This is a genomic window from Achromobacter sp. NPDC058515 (genome assembly GCF_042721735.1).
GTDB lineage: Bacteria > Pseudomonadota > Gammaproteobacteria > Burkholderiales > Burkholderiaceae_B > Achromobacter.
In genome coordinates this window covers 197,203-211,325 of record NZ_JBHXNI010000005.1, presented here as the reverse complement: position 1 = coordinate 211,325, position 14,123 = coordinate 197,203, and the positions used below count along the sequence as shown (strand labels likewise).

General features: G+C 68.9%; 12 protein-coding genes. 6 read left to right on the top strand and 6 right to left on the bottom strand.

Annotated features, from left to right (window positions below):
* The first annotated feature begins 152 nt into the window (after positions 1-152).
* The 3 genes from ACFWP0_RS11740 to ACFWP0_RS11730 are packed head-to-tail and all read left to right on the top strand — an operon-like array spanning position 153 to position 3,144.
* Entirely contained in the window at positions 153-1,613 is a 1,461-nt protein-coding gene (locus ACFWP0_RS11740) for an aldehyde dehydrogenase family protein (RefSeq protein WP_377842164.1), read from the top strand.
* Between the two features lie 29 nt (positions 1,614-1,642).
* The gene (locus ACFWP0_RS11735) at positions 1,643-2,122 is read left to right on the top strand and encodes a heme-binding protein (RefSeq protein ID WP_377842162.1); all 480 of its coding nucleotides are present in this window, start codon (positions 1,643-1,645) and stop codon (positions 2,120-2,122) included.
* Positions 2,123-2,133: 11 nt separating this feature from the next.
* Complete coding sequence (locus tag ACFWP0_RS11730; RefSeq protein ID WP_377842161.1) at positions 2,134-3,144, top strand: 2Fe-2S iron-sulfur cluster-binding protein; 1,011 nt, start codon at positions 2,134-2,136, stop codon at positions 3,142-3,144.
* Positions 3,145-3,205: 61 nt separating this feature from the next.
* On the opposite strand, the gene ACFWP0_RS11725 is transcribed toward ACFWP0_RS11730, so the two are convergent.
* The 6 genes from ACFWP0_RS11725 to ACFWP0_RS11700 form a co-directional block, all read right to left on the bottom strand.
* Entirely contained in the window at positions 3,206-3,643 is a 438-nt protein-coding gene (locus tag ACFWP0_RS11725) for a universal stress protein (RefSeq protein ID WP_377842159.1), read from the bottom strand.
* Between the two features lie 103 nt (positions 3,644-3,746).
* The gene (locus tag ACFWP0_RS11720) at positions 3,747-5,453 is read right to left on the bottom strand and encodes an ABC transporter ATP-binding protein (protein WP_377842157.1); all 1,707 of its coding nucleotides are present in this window, start codon (positions 5,451-5,453) and stop codon (positions 3,747-3,749) included.
* Between the two features lie 25 nt (positions 5,454-5,478).
* Positions 5,479-6,357, bottom strand: a complete 879-nt coding sequence (locus ACFWP0_RS11715) for an ABC transporter permease (protein WP_377842156.1) — start codon at positions 6,355-6,357, stop codon at positions 5,479-5,481.
* On the bottom strand, positions 6,354-7,331 hold the full coding sequence (locus ACFWP0_RS11710) for an ABC transporter permease (RefSeq protein ID WP_377842155.1): 978 nt from the start codon (positions 7,329-7,331) through the stop codon (positions 6,354-6,356). The genes ACFWP0_RS11715 and ACFWP0_RS11710 overlap by 4 nt, the downstream gene beginning before the upstream one ends.
* 20 nt (positions 7,332-7,351) lie before the next feature.
* Entirely contained in the window at positions 7,352-9,034 is a 1,683-nt protein-coding gene (locus ACFWP0_RS11705; protein ID WP_377842154.1) for an ABC transporter substrate-binding protein, read from the bottom strand.
* Positions 9,035-9,084: 50 nt separating this feature from the next.
* Positions 9,085-9,912, bottom strand: a complete 828-nt coding sequence (locus tag ACFWP0_RS11700) for a hypothetical protein (RefSeq protein WP_377842152.1) — start codon at positions 9,910-9,912, stop codon at positions 9,085-9,087.
* 255 nt (positions 9,913-10,167) lie between these two features.
* Between ACFWP0_RS11700 and ACFWP0_RS11695 the strand changes: the two genes are divergently transcribed.
* Genes ACFWP0_RS11695 through ACFWP0_RS11685 form a run of 3 tightly spaced genes read left to right on the top strand, consistent with a single transcriptional unit; the run spans position 10,168 to position 14,020 of the window.
* Positions 10,168-11,409 (top strand): SfnB family sulfur acquisition oxidoreductase, encoded by a 1,242-nt coding sequence (locus tag ACFWP0_RS11695; protein WP_377842151.1) that lies wholly within the window; start codon positions 10,168-10,170, stop codon positions 11,407-11,409.
* A 4-nt stretch (positions 11,410-11,413) separates the two neighbouring features.
* Positions 11,414-12,631 carry an SfnB family sulfur acquisition oxidoreductase gene (locus ACFWP0_RS11690; RefSeq protein ID WP_377842149.1) on the top strand — a complete coding sequence of 406 codons (1,218 nt, stop codon included), beginning with the start codon at positions 11,414-11,416 and terminating at the stop codon, positions 12,629-12,631.
* 18 nt (positions 12,632-12,649) lie between these two features.
* Positions 12,650-14,020, top strand: a complete 1,371-nt coding sequence (locus ACFWP0_RS11685; RefSeq protein WP_377842148.1) for an LLM class flavin-dependent oxidoreductase — start codon at positions 12,650-12,652, stop codon at positions 14,018-14,020.
* Positions 14,021-14,123: the final 103 nt, after the last annotated feature.

Here is a 14,123-nt window from a genome sequence, read left to right as displayed (position 1 = left end):
CGTCGAAAAGGGCTCCCCGGGAGCCCTTTTTCTTGAGCTCCGACTGGGGTTTCCACGTATCGCCCCAAGTTGATTAAAGTATACAATGTTCTGAACTTAGCTCAGACGCCCCATGTCCGGCGCAGCCGGACCCAGACCAAGGAAGCGCTCCCGTGGACGATCTCTCGCAGCAAGCCTTTTTGAACCACATCGGCGGCGCCTGGGTGCCCAGCGTCACCGGCAAGACGGCGCCGAACATCAACCCGGCCGATACCGGCGACATCGTGGGCCATTTCCAGGTGTCGGACGCCGAGGACGCCAGGCAGGCGGTGGAAGCGGCCGACGCGGCGTTTGCCGCGTGGCGCGACACGCCGATCTCCAAGCGCGCGGCGATCCTGTTCCGGGCGGCCCAATACCTGGAAGACCACGCCGACGCGTTTGCGCGCGAGCTGACCCGCGAAGAGGGCAAGAGCCTGAACCTGGCCCGGGACGAAGTGCTGCGCTCGGCGCAGACGATCCGCTTCTACGCGGTCGAGGGCCAGTCCTTCACCGGCGAGACCTTCGTCAACGACGATCCGGACATGATCGTCTACAGCCAGCGCGAGCCGCTGGGCGTGGTGACGGTGATCTCGCCCTGGAATTTCCCCATCTCCATTCCGGCGCGCAAGATCGCCCCGGCGCTGATCATGGGCAACACGGTGGTATTCAAGCCGTCCTCGGATGCGCCCCTGTCCGGCTATCGCCTGACCGAGGCCTTCGTGCAGGCCGGCTTGCCCGCGGGCGTGCTGAACTTCCTGACCGGGCCGGCGGCAAAGGTGGGCGAAGCCATCACCGGCGCAAAAGCGGTGCGGGCGATTTCCTTTACCGGATCCACGGCCGCCGGCGAGCAGATCCATCGCACCGCCGGCCTGACCACCCGCACTCAGATGGAACTGGGCGGCAAGAACCCGCTGATCGTGCTGGCCGACGCGGACCTGGACCGCGCGGTGGACCTGGCGGTGAAGGGCGGTTTCTCCTTGAGCGGACAGGCCTGCACCGGCACGAGCCGCGTGCTGGTCGACGCCAAGGTGCGCCAGGCCTACACCGACAAGCTGCTGGCCAAGATCAGGACGCTGACCATCGGCAATGGCCTGGAAGGCAATTTCGACCTGGGTCCGCTGGCCACCGCCAGGCAGCTGGACAACGTGCTGGGCTACGTGGAGATCGGCAAGCAGGAAGCCACGCATCTGCACGGCGGCGACCGCCTGAAGGGCGGGGGCTTTGACCGCGGCTATTACGTGTCGCCCGCGCTGTTCACCGGCGTGACCCGTGGGATGCGCATTGCGCGCGAGGAAATCTTCGGCCCCGTGATCGCGCTGATAGAGGTGGACGGCTACGAAGACGCCATCGCGTGCGCCAACGACACGGAGTATGGCCTGTCGGCCGCCATCGCCACCACCGACGCGCGCTATGCGCACCGCTTCGCCCGCGACATCCAGGCGGGCACGGTGAAGATCAACCGCACCACCACCGGCAACCTGATCAACGCCCCGTTCGGCGGGCTGAAGCACTCCAGCACGTCCACGTTCCGCGAGTCGGGCCGGGTCGGCCTGGAGTTCTACACCCAGCTCAAGACCGTCTACCGCGCCGGCTGACGGCGTCCACACCACTAGAGGCTTTACCCATGAAACAGATCTATCGCCTGGAACTTGAAGAAGCGCGCGTGATGGTGCGCGCGGCCATCGCCAAGTCGGAAGAGATCGGCGTGCTGGAAACCATCTGCATCGTGGATGACGGCGGCTATCCCATCGCGCTGGAGCGCATGGACGGCGCCCGCATCACGGGGCCGCAGATCGCGTGGAACAAGGCGTTCACGGCGGCGGGGCACAAGCGTTCGACCCATCTGTTCAATACGCCGCCCAATGGCCCGGCGCTGCCCGGCAACGAGGCCTTCGGCATCCAGTGGAGTTTTGACGGCAAGTTCGCGGTGTTCGTGGGCGGCTTTCCCATTGTCGTGAACAACGAGGTGATCGGCGGCGTGGGCCTGAGCGGCGGCAACGGCGAACAGGACACCAAGGCGGGCGTGGCCGCCCTGGCGGCGCTTGCCGCGCTGCTGGAGCCGCGCGGCATGAAGGTGCTGGTCGAAGCGGACATCAAGAAATAGCCGAGGCCGCCATGGCATACCGCGTGCATATCCTGGAAACCGACGAGGCCTTTCACGTCGAAGAAGGCGAATCCGTGCTGGAGGCCGCCGAGCGGTCGGCGGTGAAGCTGCCGCACGAATGCACCTTCGGCGGCTGCGGCACCTGCCGCATCAAGCTCGCCTCGGGCGCGGTGCGGTACGAGGAATTTCCCATGGCGCTGACGCCCGAAGAGGCCGAAGAAGGCTATGCGCTGGCCTGCCAGGCGCGTCCGGTGGCCGACCTGTGCATCAGCGTGGCCAGCAGCCGGCAGGCGTTTCCCGAGCCGCGCCGCATCCCCGCCACCATCCACCGTATCGAACGCTACTGCGACGACGTCATCCACCTGACCCTGGCGCTGTCCGCGCAAGACATGGACTATGTGCCGGGCCAGTACATGAACGTCGTCCTGCCCGACGGCGAAACGCGAAGCTTCTCCATGGCTTCGCCGCCGGCGGGCAACCTGGTGGACTTCCACGTCCGGCGCATTCCCGGCGGCCGCTACACGGACCACTGGCTGGGCCAGGCGCAGGCGGGGGCGGACGTGGAGATCGAGGCGCCGCTGGGCGTCTTCAGCTATCACGAGCAAGACTGGCGCCCGCTCATCATGATGGCCACGGGGACGGGCATCGCGCCGATCAAGGCGATCCTGGAATCCCTGCTGGACAACGACGATTGCCCGCCCGTCACGCTTTACTGGGGCATGCGCACCGAGGCCGACCTGTATCTGCGCGACGTGATCGAAAGCTGGGCGGGGCGCTTGTATGAATTCAATTTCGTGCCCGTGCTGTCGCGCGCGGGCGCGGGCTGGCAGGGGCGCCGCGGCCATGTGCAGCAGGCCGTCATGGAAGACCACGAAGACCTGTCGGAGCATGCCATCTACCTGTGCGGCGCGCCCGCGATGATCCACGAGGCCAAGGGCCTGCTCGCGGCGCGCGGCGCCAGCCTGGACCACATGTACGCGGACAGCTTCACCTTCCAGCACGCGCTGGCGACGGCGGGGTGACCGGCCGGCGAGCGGGCGGCAGGCGGTCCGGCGGCCGGCGATCCGGCGGTCCGGCGATCCGCTAGCGGTACACCAGCACCGGCAGGCGGGTGCGGTGCAGCACGCGCTGCGTCTCGCTGCCCAGCAGGAAGCCCGTCATGCCGTGCCGCCCGTGCGACCCCATGATGATCAGGTCGCAGCCCAGCTTTTGGGCCGCCTCGACGATGGCTTCGTGCGGATGATCGTTGACCACCACGACCGCCTCGCAAGGCACCAGCGCGTGGCGCGCCTCGCCTTCCAGTCCGTCCAGGTACGCCTGCGCGTTCTTGCGCGCCTGGTCGGTGTGGTGTGTCTGCGTGGTGCCGAGCATCTCGGCCTGATAGACCAGCAGGTGGTCCTCCGGAATGGCGCGGATGAGCGTGATGGTTGCGCCCATTTCCTTGGCGAAAACGAGCGCGCGCTTGAATGCCGATTCGGACAGCAGGGAGCCGTCCACGGCGATGAGCAAGTGCCTGTACATGTTGCCTCTCCTTTAGGAAAAGGAATGTCGAGCAACGGCGAATCCAGTATAGGCTCGCCGCCGGACGCAATCCAGTCCCGCATAAGGAGGAGGCGGCCGGCGCTCAGGCGGACCTGCGCAGCGCCTCGTCGCGCGTGGCCAGTCCCTGGGGCAGGGCGTCGATCAGGCTGCGCGTATAGGGATGGCGGGCGTCGCGCCACAGCGTGGCGTTGGGTCCTTCTTCGACGATGCGGCCCGCATTCATGACCAGCACCCGGTCGGCCAGGTAATGCACGACCGACAGGTCGTGCGAAATGAACAGGTACGAAAGCCGGAACTCCGCCTTCAGGTCGACCAGCAGGTTCAGGATCTGCGCCTGCACCGATACGTCCAGCGCGGACACCGGCTCGTCGCAGATCACCAGCGCCGGGCGCAGCACCAGGGCGCGCGCGATGCCGATGCGCTGGCGCTGGCCGCCCGAGAACTCGCTGGGGTAGCGCGCCAGCGCCTCGCGGGGCAGTCCCACCGCGTCCAGCATGTGGGCGATGCGTCGGCGCCGCTCCTGGCGGTCCGCCACGCGATGGATGCGTAGCGCGGCTTCCAGGATGTCCTGCACGGTATGGCGGGGGTTGAGCGAGGCATATGGATCCTGGAAGATCATCTGTACGCTCTGTCGATAGGCGGCCAGCCGGCGCGCGTCCAGCCGGGCGGTGTCTTCGCCGCGCAGCAGGATCCGCCCGGAGGCCGGCGCCAAGAGGCGCACCAGCGCGCGCGACAGCGTGGACTTGCCGCAGCCGGATTCGCCGACCAGGCCCAGGGTTTCCCCCGGTGCGACCTGGAACGACACGCCGTCCACCGCGGTGGATACGCCCCGGCTCGTCCGATACTGCACACGCAGGTCCTGCACCTGGAGCAGGGGGGCGGACACGGCCGGGGCGGGGTCGTTGGCGGCCGCCGCAGCGCGCGCGGGCGTGACCAGCCCGAACACCGGCCGTCCCGAGGCGGGGTCCAGCCGGGTGCGGATTTCCGGCAGGCGCAGCGTGCTGTAGTGGGTGGCGTCGTCCAGGCGCAGGGACGCGCCCAGGAGACCCCGGGTGTAGGGATGGCGCGGCTGGCTCAGCAGCGCGGACGCCAGGCCTTCTTCCACCTTTTCGCCGCCCACCATCACCGCCACGCGGTCCGCCCATTCGCCGACCACGGCCAGGTCGTGGGTGATCAGCAGCAGGCCCATGCCCAGTTCGGCGCGCAGGTCGTCCAGCAGCCTGAGGATCTGGGCCTGCACGGTGACGTCCAGCGCGGTGGTGGGCTCGTCGGCCACCAGCAGCGCGGGCTGGCAGGCGATGGCGGCGGCGATCATGGCGCGCTGGCGCTGGCCGCCGGACAGGTGGTGCGGGTAGTCGTCCACGCGGCGCTGCGGCTCGGGCACGCGCACCAGGTCCAGCAGTTCGATGGCGCGGGCGCGGGCGGCGCGCGCGGACGCGCCGCGATGCAGGCGCAGGGCTTCGCCGATCTGGTCGCCCAGCGTCAGCACCGGGTTCAGGCTGGTCATCGGCTCCTGGAAGATCATGGCGATGCGGTCGCCGCGCAGGGCGCAGCGCTGGCGTTCCGGCAGCGCCAGCAGGTCCCGGCCTTCGAACAGGACGCGCCCCGCCACGCGGGCATGGCGCGGCAGCAGGCCCAGCAGGGCCAGCGCGGTGGTGGATTTGCCGCAGCCGGACTCGCCCACCAGCGCCAGGGTTTCCCCGGCGCGGATCTGCAGGTCCAGGCCGCGCACGGCCTGGTGGCCGGGGAAGGCCACGTCCAGTCCTTGGATGTCGATCAGCGTAGTCATGTGTCCTTGCGGGGTTGCGGCCGGTTCAGGCCCTGGGGGCCGCCGGGGCGGGCGCCGCCACGCGGCGGCGGCGCAGCTTCGGATTGAGCGCGTCGTTGATGGCGTCGCTGAGCAGGTTCAGGGCCAGCACGGTGGCCATGATGGTCAGGCCCGGCAGCGCGGTCATGTACCAGGCGGTGCGCAGCGCTTCGCGGCCCGCGCCTACCATGCTGCCCCAGCTCACCACGTTGGGGTCGCCCAGGCCCAGGAACGACAGGCCGGCCTCCGACAGGATGGCGTGGGCCACCAGCACCGCGGTGGTCACGATGATGGGGGGCAGGGCGTTGGGCAGGATTTCGCGGAAGATGATGCGGGCGTGGCCCGCGCCCAGCGTCTGGGCGGCGCGCACGAACTCGCGCTCGCGCAGGGAGATGAACTCGCCGCGCGTCAGGCGCGCGATGCCCGTCCATGAAGTGATGCCCAGGGCGAAGATGATGGTGGACAGCGACGGGCCCAGGATCGCCACCAGCACGATGGCCAGCAGGAAGGACGGCACCGTCTGGAAAAGCTCGGTGATGCGCATCAGCACGGCGTCGGTGCGCGGCCCGGCATAGCCGGCGAACGCGCCGACCAGCAGGCCGATGCCCAGCGCGATGGCGGCCGAGGCGCCGCCCACCAGCAAGGACACCCGCGCTCCATGGAACAGCCCCGCCAGGATGTCGCGGCCCATCAGGTCCGTGCCCGCCGGAAACGCGGGGTCCTCGCCCGGCCAGGTGAAGGGCGCGCCCACCATTTCCAGCGGGTCGTCGGGGAACAGCCACGAGGCGCAGGCCGCGGCGCCCAGCACGACCAGCAGGATGGCCGCGCCCACGGCGGCGGAGGGCGCGCGCAACAGGCGCAGGGCGGCAAGCAACAGCCTCTTCATGTCTTTCTCACACGGGGGTCGAGCAGGCCGTAGCAGGCGTCCACGGCGATGTTCATCAGGGCCACCAGCGCCGCGCTCATCAGCAGGATGCCCAGGAGCAGGTTGACGTCGCGGCTGGCGATGGCCTCGAACGACAGCTGCCCCAGGCCGGGCCAGGCGAACACCGTCTCCACCACGATGCTGCCGCCCAGCAGCGCGCTGCTTTGCAGGCCCAGCATGGTGATGACGGGCAGGATCGCGTTCTTCAGCGCATGGCGCCAGATCACGCGCGCCTCGCCATTGCCGCGGGCGCGCGCCGTGCGGATGTAGTCTTCCTGCAGCGTTTCGATCATGGACGCGCGCGACAGCCGCGCATAGATGGCGACGTAGTAGATCGCCACGGTGGCCACCGGCAGCGCCAGGTGGCGCGCATAGTCCAGCCACAGGGCCCAGCCCTGGTGGGCCGCGCCCACATCGCGGATGCCGCCCACCGGCAGCCAGTTCAGGTGCACGCCGAAGCCCACGATCAGCATCAGCGCCGTCCAGAACATGGGGGCGGAATAGCCCGCCGTGGCCAGCGCCGACAGCAGCGTGTCCAGGAGGCCCTGCGGCCGTCTCGCGGCCAGCACGCCCAGCAGCACCCCCAGCGCCACCGACAGCGCCAGCCCCGCGCCGATCAGCGCCAGCGTGGCCGGCAGCCGCCCGAAGATCAGGTCGGCCACCGGCTCGCCATAGCGGAACGAATAGCCCAGGTCCAGGGACAGCAGGCTCTTCAGGTAGTAGCCCAGTTGCGCAAGCAGGCCCTGGTCCAGGCCGTAGGCCTGCCGCAGCTGCGCCACATGCTCGGGCGTGATGCCGCTGTTCTCGGAGGCGATCACGTCCACCAGGTCGCCGGGCACGAGCTTGAGCAGGAAGAAGTTGGCCACGGCGGTCACGCCCACCACGAACAGGACTTGCAGCAGATAGCGCAACGGGCGGGGCAGGCGCAGGGACATGGCGATGACTCCCGGGGCCGTCAGGCCTTGCCCAGCCAGACGTTGGCGAAGTTGTTGCGCGAGTGCGACGAGGCGTCCGTCACGTTGCGCACCTGTTTGTCCCAGACGCCGAACCAGCGGAACTCGAACAGGCCGATCAGCGGCAGGTCGCGCTGCGCCAGCCGCTGCACCTCGTTGTATTGCTCGATGCGCTTTTTCGGATCGGTCTCGACCTGCGCCGCTTCAATGGCGCGGTCCATGTCGGGGTTGTTGTAGCCCGACACGTTGTACCAGGGCGTGCCTTTGGCCTCGGCCTTGCTCCAGTAGCGCGTCTCCACGCCCAGCTGCGGGTCGATGAGCACGGTGCCCCAGGAACTGATGAGCTGGAAGTTGTAGTCGGTGAAGACGTTGCGGGTCCAGGTCGCCAGGTCCAGCCCGCGCAGCGTGACGTCGATGCCGACCTTGCGCAGCGCCTGGCGCACGAACTCGCCGGTGCGGCGGTAGTCGTCGCCAAACGGGATGTAGTCGTGCGTCAGCGCGAACCGCCAGCCGTCCACCTTGCGCGGATAGCCGGCCTCGTCCAGCAGCTTCTCGGCCAGCGCCGGGTCGTAGGGATACTGCTGCACGTTGGGGTTGTGATAGGGCTTGACCAGCGAGGGCACCGGGCTGACGAAGGGCTCCGCGTAGCCGTTCCACACGGTCTTCACCAGCACCTGCTTGTTGACGGCGTGGGCGATGGCCTGGCGAACCTTCAGGTTGGACAGGATCGGGTCGCGCAGATTGGCTTCCAGCCACAGCCATGCGGCAAATCCGTTGTAGCCCGAGGTGTCGACAGAAAGCTTGGGCAGCTTCGACAGGCGGGTGGCGTCCGTGAACGCCACCGGGTTGCGCTCGCCGTAGGCGACGCCGCCGGTCTCCAGCGCCGTGGCGCGGCCGGATACGTCGGGGATGATCTTCCAGACGATGCGGTCCAGGTATGGGCGCTCGGGCTGCCAGTATTTCTCGTTCTTCTCCAGCACGATGTAGTTGCCCCGGTTCCACTCCTTGAACACAAAGGGCCCCGTGCCGACGGGCTTGTTGTTGTAGGGATTGTTCTGGATGTCCGTGCCCTCGAACAGATGGCGCGGCAGGATGGGCGCGCCCAGCGAGTCGATGGCGTTGAGCGCCACGGGCGTGGGCTGGGACAGGTGCAGCACCACGGTGTGGTCGTCTGGCGTGTCGACCTTCCGCAGGTGCTGGAACACGCGGCGCGCGCTGGGCGCGTGCTTGAGCCACACCTCTTCCGCGGACCATTTGACGTCGGCGGCGGTGAACGGCTTGCCGTCGTGCCACAGCACGCCCTGGCGCAGCTTGAACGTGATGGTCTTGCCGTCCTCGGACACGGTCCAGCTTTCGGCCAGCACAGGGCGCGGCTTCAGATCGGGGCCGTACTCCACCAGGCCGTCGAAGATCTTGCTGACCACCGCGCCGGTGGGCGTGGACGAGTTGAGGTAGAACGCCAGCGTCGGCGGCTCCGGGTGCACCACCGCGTTGAGCACGCCGCCGCGCGTGGCGCCCTCCACGGTGTTGGGCAGGCTCTGCGTGTCGGCATGCGCCGGCGCGAAGATCACATTGGGAAAGAGGGCGCCCGCGCCCATCAGCGCGCCCGCGCTCATGAGCCAGCGGCGCAGCGGGCTGGCGGGGGAGTCGTGTTCGTCCGCGGCGGGGGGAGGAGACTGCGTCATGAAGGTGTCCTTCTGTCAGGGAGGGCGTTCGGAAAAATGGGGAGGACGTCTCAGGCGGCCAGGCTGGTCAGGGCGGGAAGATCGACGGAATCGCGGCGCAGCAGGGTGGCCAGCAGTTCGCGGCGCCAAGCGTCGTACAGCGCCACGTGGTTGCGGGTGTCCAGGCCCGTGGCGCGCTGGTTCAATTGCCAGGAGTCGAGCAGGTAGGGGCCCAGGATGCGCTGGGCGTCTTCGTCGGCCTGGATCAGGCCCTCCACCCAATCCTCGCGGTCGGCGGGGGCCGCGCGCTCCAGCTTCGCGAGCCACCATTGCGTGATGCGGATGCGATGCGCCTCCTCGTCGGGCAGGATGCGGTTCTCGCCAAATTCGCGGTGGCCGAAGTCCAGCACCCGCGCCGTGCGCCGGTTCACGAACAGGCGCGCCAGGATGTAGTGCTCGTAATGGAATTGCCAGGCCAGGAAGTTCTGCCAGTTGCGCAGCGCAAAGCCGCCGATCAGGTCCCAGGCGTCCCGCACGCCCTGCTCCACCTGCGGCAGGGGGTCCGCGCCCAGCAGCGCGGCGGCGCGGCCGCGCGAGAATTCCGCATGCGCGGCGTCGTCGCCCAATTGGCGCGCCAGGGCAAACTGGAATTCCGTGTCGTCCTTGAACAGGCCCGCGATGGCCTGCGCCGCCACCTGCGCGATGAACAGGTCATGGACCGTGTTCCAGACGGCATAGCGGCCCGCGGCCTCGCGTTCGACGGCGTCGGCGAGGTCCCGCGGCGCGTCGATGCGCGCCGCGGGAATGTTGGGCGCGACGGCAATCCGGATGTTGTCGAACAGCTGCGTCTCAAGCGCGCCGTCGTAATGCAGGGAAAGAGGCAGATCCAGTTCGGGCATGGCGGCGGGGTGGTTGCTGGCGAAACCGCTCTCTGGCGGCCGCCATGAGCGGAAAGTCTCGACTCTAAGCAAGCGCCGGGGCGCGCCACAAACATTCTTTGGTGATTTCGTTATGCGCTCCGCGCGCCGCTAACAGAGGGGCGCAGAGGCCCGCTCCACATATACCGATTTCAAATATCCCCATGCGAAATCAGTTCTTCCGCGGTGCCGGCCGCGGCCGTAGGCTGCATGTTTTCCTCAACGCCGGGGCGCCACATGCCGCAAGCTTCAAGCACCTATTCCACGCACGAAGGCGACGAAGCGCCCAGAGTCGTGCCGGCCGCCCGCATCCAGGACGACGCGCAAGCCATCGAGGCCGCGCATGCGCTGGCCGCCGATTTCGCGCAGGGCGCGGCGCGGCGCGACCTGGAACGCGGCCTGCCGTGGCGCGAGATCGAACGCTATTCGGCCAGCGGGCTGGGCGGCATCACCGTACCCCGCGAGTTCGGCGGCGCCGAGGTCTCGCATGTGACGCTCGCCGAGGTCTTTCGCATCATCAGCGCGGCGGACCCGTCGCTGGGCCAGATTCCGCAGAACCACTTCGGCTCGCTCAACCTGCTGCGGCTGACCGGCACGCCGGTGCAAAAGCGTCGCTACTACGACGGCGTGCTGGCCGGCCGCCGGCTGGGCAACGCGGGGCCGGAGCGCCACACTCGCCACACCCGCGACATCCAGGCGCGCCTGACGCCCGACGGCGACGGGTTCCGCCTGAGTGGGCGCAAGTTCTACTCGACCGGCGCGCTCTTTGCGCACTGGATTCCGTCCAAGGTGCTGGACGCCGAAGGCCGCCTGGCGACCGTCGTGCTGGAGCGCGGCGCGGCGGGCCTGACGGTGGTGGACGACTGGTCCAGCTTCGGGCAGCGCACCACCGCCAGCGGCACCGTGCTGCTGGACAACGTGCGCGTGGAAGCGGACAGCATCCTGCCCGCCTGGTCCGTGCAGGAAAGCCCCGTGCTGCTGGGGCCCTACGCCCAGCTGATGCAGGCGGCCATCGACGCGGGCATCGCCGGGGGCGCCCTGCGCGACACGGTGACGTTCCTGCGCGAGCGCTCGCGCCCATGGGTGGAGGCGGGCGTGGAGCGCGCCACGCAAGACCCCTATGTGATCGCAGACGTGGGCCGGCTGTACACCGACCTGCACGCCGCCGAAGCCCTGCTGGCCGAAGCCGCCAGCCATCTGGACGAGGCCGCGGCCCGCGCGCTGGATGCGGACGGCGTGGCCGCCGCGTCCATCGTGGTGGCGCGCGCCAAGGCCCTGACGACCGAAATCGCGCTGACCGCCAGCGAGAAGCTGTTTGAACTCTCGGGCGCGCGCTCGTCGCTGTCCGAGTTCAATCTCGACCGCCATTGGCGCAATGCGCGCACGCACACCCTGCACGACCCCGTGCGCTGGAAGTATCACGCGATCGGCAACCATGTGCTGAACGGGCAGCGTCCCAACCGCCATTCCTGGATCTGAGGCCATGTCCCACGACAACATCTCCACGCTGGCGCCGCGCCGCGCCGCCATCATCGAGTCCGACGCGCAGGCGCTAGAGACGGCCCATGCGCTGGCGGCCGACTTCGCCCGCGAATCCTCTCAGCGCGACCGCGAGCGGCGCCTGCCCCTGCCGGAGCTCGAGCGCTACTCCCAGTCCGGCCTGTGGGGCATCACGGTGCCGCGCGAGCACGGCGGAGCCGGCGTGTCGCGGGTGACGCTTGCCGAGGTCACGGCAATCATCTCGCGCGCCGACGGCTCGCTGGGCCAGATCCCGCAGAACCATTACTACGCGCTGGAAGTGCTGCGCGTCAACGGCGACGCCGGCCAGCAGAAGCGCTTCTACGCCCGGGCCTTGGCGGGCGAGCGCTTCGGCAATGCGCTGGCCGAGATCGGCACGCGCACCGCGGCCGAGCGCCGCACGCGCCTGACCGCCGACGCCGCGGGCGGATGGCGCATCAGCGGCAGCAAGTTCTATTGCACGGGCGCGCTCTACGCCCAATGGATCCCCACGGCCACCGTCGGCGAGGACGGCATCCAGCGCCTGGCGTTCGTGCGCCGCGACAGTCCGGGCGTGGAAGTCATCGACGACTGGTCGGGCTTCGGCCAGCGCGTGACCGGCAGCGGCACGGTGGTGTTCAAGGACGTTGCGGTGCCGGAAGAGGACGTGCTGCTGCTCGCGGACCCGTCCGCGCCCGCCAACACGATCAAGCCGCTGGCGCAGATCATCCATGCGGCCATCGACCTGGGCATCGGGCAGGCGGCGCTGGCGGATGCGGCGGCCTTCGTGCGCGAACGCTCGCGGCCCTGGATCGACGCCGGCGTCGAGCGGGCCTCCGACGATCCCTTGACGATCAGCGAGTTCGGCCGCCTGTCCGTCCGGCTGGAAGCGGCCCGGGCGCTGGTCGCGCGCGCCGGCAAGATCCTGGACATCGCTACCGCCGACCCGTCGCCCGAACGCGTGGCCGCCGCCGCTATCGCGGTGGCCGAGGCCCGCGCGCTGACCACAGAATCCTCGCTGGCCGCCGGCACCAAGCTGTTCGAGCTGGCCGGCACCCAGTCCACGCTGGACCACCTGAACCTGGACCGGCACTGGCGCAACGCGCGCACGCACACGCTGCACGACCCCGTGCGCTGGAAGCTGCACGCCGTCGGCAACTACTACCTGAACGATGCCGCGCCCGCGCGCGTGGGCACCACCTGAACCCGTCGGAGGTCCGCCATGGCGAAGAAGAAAATCCTGCTGAACGCGTTCAACATGAACTGCGTCGGGCACATCAACCACGGCTTGTGGACGCATCCGCGCGACACGTCCGTGCAGTACAAGACGCTGGACTACTGGACGGACCTGGCGCGGCTGCTTGAGCGCGGCCTGTTCGACGGCCTCTTCCTGGCGGATATCGTCGGCGTGTACGACGTTTACCAGGCCTCTGCCGACCTGACGCTGCGCGAATCCATCCAGCTTCCGGTGAACGACCCGCTCCTCACGGTATCGGCTATGGCCGCCGCTACGCGCCACCTGGGTTTCGGGGTGACGGTTAACCTCACCTACGAAGCCCCCTACCTGCTGGCGCGCCGCTTCTCCACGCTGGATCACCTGACCGACGGCCGCATCGGCTGGAACATCGTCACCGGCTACCTGGAAAGCGCCGCGCGCGCCATGGGCCTGTCGGAACAGATCGCGCACGACGAGCGCTACGACCGCGCCGACGAATTCCTGGAGGTGGCGTACAAGCTGTGGGAAGGAAGCTGGGACGACAACGCCGTCCGCGCCGACAAGCGCGGCCGCATCTACGCGGACCCCGAGGCGGTGCGGCGCGTGGACCACGCCGGCAAGTATTACCGTGTCCAGGGCTACCACCTGTCCGAACCTTCGCGCCAGCGCACCCCCGTGCTCTACCAGGCCGGGTCCTCCGGCCGCGGCCAGGCCTTCGCCGCGCGCCACGCCGAATGCGTGTTCGTGTCCAGCCAGACGAAGGAGGGATTGCGCAAGCTGGTGGCAAGCGTGCGCGAATCCGTCGCCCGCGAAGGCCGCGACCCGCGCGACATCAAGTTCTTCATGGGCGTCACGGCGGTGGCAGGCGAAACGGAAGCCGAAGCCCGCGAGAAGCACGCCGAATACCTGCGCTACGCGAATCCCGAGGCGGGCCTGGCGCACTACGCCAGCTCCACGGGCATCGATTTCTCGCGCTACGCGCAGGACGAGCCGATCCGCTACGTGAAGAACAACGCAATCGAGTCGGCGGTGAAGAACCTGACGGTCGCGCGGACGGACCGCACGGTGCGCGATCTGCTGGCCGACATGGCGCTGGGGGGGCGCTACCCCGCGCTGGTCGGCAGCGCCGCGCAGATCGCGGACGAACTGGAATCCTGGGTGGCCGAGACGGACATCGACGGCTTCAATCTTGCGCGGACGGTGACGCCGGAGTGCTACGGGGATTTCATCGATCTGGTGATTCCGGAGTTGCAGAGCCGGGGGTCTTATAAGACGGCGTATGCGGAAGGGTCTTTGCGGGAGAAGCTGTTTGGGGCGGGCAGGGGGAGGCTGCCGGAGGAGCATGCGGGGGCTCGGGGGCGGGGAGTGCTGGCGTAGGGCGGGGCGTTTCTTCTTGTTCTTCTTCGTAAGCGGCTTCGTTCGTTAGGTTTTCGTAGGCCGGTTCGTTCGTTCGATCGTTCTTCGTAGGTCGCCCGGCGCC

What these genes read in the sequence shown, in the direction of transcription:
- ACFWP0_RS11700 (WP_377842152.1), bottom strand. Translation starts at nt 9,912, where the DNA reads ATGCCCGAACTGGATCTGCCTCTTTCCCTGCATTACGACGGCGCGCTT.
- ACFWP0_RS11705 (WP_377842154.1), bottom strand. Translation starts at nt 9,034, where the DNA reads ATGACGCAGTCTCCTCCCCCCGCCGCGGACGAACACGACTCCCCCGCC.
- ACFWP0_RS11730 (WP_377842161.1), top strand. Translation starts at nt 2,134, where the DNA reads ATGGCATACCGCGTGCATATCCTGGAAACCGACGAGGCCTTTCACGTC.
- ACFWP0_RS11735 (WP_377842162.1), top strand. Translation starts at nt 1,643, where the DNA reads ATGAAACAGATCTATCGCCTGGAACTTGAAGAAGCGCGCGTGATGGTG.
- ACFWP0_RS11725 (WP_377842159.1), bottom strand. Translation starts at nt 3,643, where the DNA reads ATGTACAGGCACTTGCTCATCGCCGTGGACGGCTCCCTGCTGTCCGAA.
- ACFWP0_RS11710 (WP_377842155.1), bottom strand. Translation starts at nt 7,331, where the DNA reads ATGTCCCTGCGCCTGCCCCGCCCGTTGCGCTATCTGCTGCAAGTCCTG.
- ACFWP0_RS11715 (WP_377842156.1), bottom strand. Translation starts at nt 6,357, where the DNA reads ATGAAGAGGCTGTTGCTTGCCGCCCTGCGCCTGTTGCGCGCGCCCTCC.
- ACFWP0_RS11685 (WP_377842148.1), top strand. Translation starts at nt 12,650, where the DNA reads ATGGCGAAGAAGAAAATCCTGCTGAACGCGTTCAACATGAACTGCGTC.
- ACFWP0_RS11720 (WP_377842157.1), bottom strand. Translation starts at nt 5,453, where the DNA reads ATGACTACGCTGATCGACATCCAAGGACTGGACGTGGCCTTCCCCGGC.
- ACFWP0_RS11690 (WP_377842149.1), top strand. Translation starts at nt 11,414, where the DNA reads ATGTCCCACGACAACATCTCCACGCTGGCGCCGCGCCGCGCCGCCATC.
- ACFWP0_RS11695 (WP_377842151.1), top strand. Translation starts at nt 10,168, where the DNA reads ATGCCGCAAGCTTCAAGCACCTATTCCACGCACGAAGGCGACGAAGCG.